This window comes from Thermoanaerobaculia bacterium, assembly GCA_035260525.1.
Lineage (GTDB): Bacteria > Acidobacteriota > Thermoanaerobaculia > UBA5066 > DATFVB01 > DATFVB01.
Map to the genome: position 1 here is coordinate 1 of DATFVB010000045.1, position 2,289 is coordinate 2,289.

3 protein-coding genes are annotated in these 2,289 nt (G+C 71.2%); 1 reads left to right on the forward strand and 2 read right to left on the reverse strand.

Going from position 1 to position 2,289, the window contains the following annotated elements; all coding sequences use genetic code 11:
• Positions 1–374: 374 nt before the first annotated feature.
• On the reverse strand, positions 375–1,103 hold the full coding sequence (locus VKH46_02120; protein HKB69609.1) for a dienelactone hydrolase family protein: 729 nt from the start codon (positions 1,101–1,103) through the stop codon (positions 375–377).
• A 71-nt stretch (positions 1,104–1,174) separates the two neighbouring features.
• Here VKH46_02120 and VKH46_02125 point away from each other — a divergent pair, with 71 nt between their 5' ends.
• Positions 1,175–1,399 carry a hypothetical protein gene (locus VKH46_02125; protein HKB69610.1) on the forward strand — a complete coding sequence of 75 codons (225 nt, stop codon included), beginning with the start codon at positions 1,175–1,177 and terminating at the stop codon, positions 1,397–1,399.
• Between the two features lie 9 nt (positions 1,400–1,408).
• Here the strand turns inward: VKH46_02125 and VKH46_02130 are convergent.
• Positions 1,409–2,289 (reverse strand): EamA family transporter (locus VKH46_02130; GenBank protein HKB69611.1); only part of this gene is annotated, 881 nt, incomplete at its 5' end.

Consider the following 2,289-nt stretch of genomic DNA (forward strand, 5'->3'; position numbering starts at 1 on the left):
GGCGACCCGGCGGCGCTCGGAACGCAGCCCCCATGGCTCCCCGGCGGGGCTCCCAACGCGTCGCGGGCCTTCGCCGCGCCGAAGTGGCTTCGGCCACGCAGGCGGGAGCAGATGCCGTTCGCATCGGGCCCGCGACGCAACGCCGCCATCGTTCGCAATGTGCGGGCGCCCGTAGCGCGCTCTGCGCGCTCACTTCAAATGCTTTCGGGCGGCCTCCGGGGCAATCTGCGGCGCCGCCGCGACTCGACGATGGCAACGCATCGCCATCATCGCGGCGACTGGCAGCTTACCCCGCGGCGCTCCGAACAAATGCCACGTTATTTCCGGGGAGGGGCACTAAGGTCTCCCGCTCTCGCCGCCAGCGGGCTTCGATCTCACGCCGCCAGGCGGCGCTCCAGCCAGTCGAGCGTCCTCTGCCACGCGTCGACGGCGGCGTCGGCGCGGTAGGACGATCGCTCGTCGTTGAAGAAACCGTGGCCGGCTCCGGGATAGGACACGATCTCGAAGGTCTTGCCGAGCGCGCGAAGACGGGCGCCGATCGCTTCGACGTCCGCCGCGGGAATCGACGCGTCCTCGGCCCCGAAGAACGCGAGGACCGGGCACGAGACGCCGGCGGCCTCGGGCAGCAGCGGCGCGAGCTTCATCCCGGGCCGCTCGCGGACGATGCCGCCGCCGTAGAAGCACACGGCGGCCGCGACGTCGGTCCGGCAGGCCGCGAGGAACGCCGCGAACCCGCCGGCGCAGAAACCCACGGCCGCGACGCGGGCGCCGTCGACCGACCGGTCCGCGCGCACCGCGCCGAGCGCCGCGCGGATGTCGGAGGCGATGCCGTCGTTGGTCAAGGCCGCCAGATGCGGCCGCACGGCGGCGAAGTCGTCGTAGCCGAACGTCCGCCCCGACCCTTCCCGGTGATACAGCTCCGGCGCCAGCGCGACGTACCCCTCCCTCGCGAAGCGGCGGCAGACCGAGCGGACGTGGTCGTCGACGCCGAACGCCTCCTGGAGGACGACGACGGCGGGGCCGCGGTCGCCGTCGGGGGGCGCCGCCCGGTGCGCCTCCATCGGCCCGTCGGGCGTTTCGATGACGATCCGATCCTCGGTCATGGGCGCCTCCGCTCGGCCGAAGCGTATCGCACGGGCCGACGCGCGCGTCTGGCGCTGATATGATCGGCCGCGTGGGACCGGTCTGGAAGCTCGTCAAAGGCGTCAAGGAAGCCTGCTCGCAGTGCGGGAAGGAAATCCTCGACTTTCCGGCAGTCGGCCGCGTCGTCGACTTCCAGTTTCTCGTCTCGGAGCGGTTCTGCTGGGACTGCTACCGGTACAACTCCGCGTTTCTCGACGAGGTCGATCCGCAGTCGCTCCACTCTTTCCAGGCCGTCACGAAACCGGTCATTCCTTAGTTTCCCGCATCACGCGGCGCGCCGCCGAATGCCGAACACCCCCGGAGTCGCGAGCGAGGCGCCCGTGAGGATCATCGCGCCTCCGGCGAAGAACCGCCAGCCGACGCTCTCCTCGAGCACGATGGCGCCGAGCGTCACCGCCACGAGCGTGTCGATCAGCGGGATGGCGCCGATCGTCGCCATCGGCACGCGGGGAATCAGCCAGAAGAGCGCGAGGAACGCGACCACGGTTCCGAGCACGGAGAGGTAGGCCAGCGCTCCGAAGGCCCGAAGCGTCCAGCGCGCGGGCCGATGCGATTCGAGGAGCGCGGAGATCCCGAGGAGGAACGCCGAGCCGACGAGGGTCTGCCCCCACAGGTTCACCCGCGGGGCGACCCCTCCGAGCCGCTTCTTCATCCAGACGTTGGCGAACGCGGACGCGATCGACGCCCCGAGAGGGAGGAGCGCGGCGATCGGGAAGCTTCCTCCGCCCAGCGCCGCCTCCACGGCCGGGAGCTCGAGCAGAGCCACACCCGCCAGCCCGATCGCGGCGGCGATCACGGCGGCCGGCCGGAGCGGCTCGCCCGGAAGGAACGCGTGAGCGAAGAGCGAGATCCAGATCGGAAAGCTCGCGAAGAGGACCGCCGTCATGCCGGAATCGATCGTCCGCTCGGCCGCGAAGACGAGCGCATAGGAGACGCCGATCTGGAGGAAGCCGGCGAGCGCGATCGCCCGAACCTCGCCGGCTTTCGGCCGCGCCGCGCCGCGGAACGCGAAGAACGTCAGGATCGCGCACGCGAGCGCCATCCGGAGGCCGGCGAAGCGCAGCGGCGGCAGGTCGGCCAGGCCGATCTTGATCACGAGCCACGTCGAGCCCCAGATCGCGCAGCAGACCGAATAGAGGAGGAGGA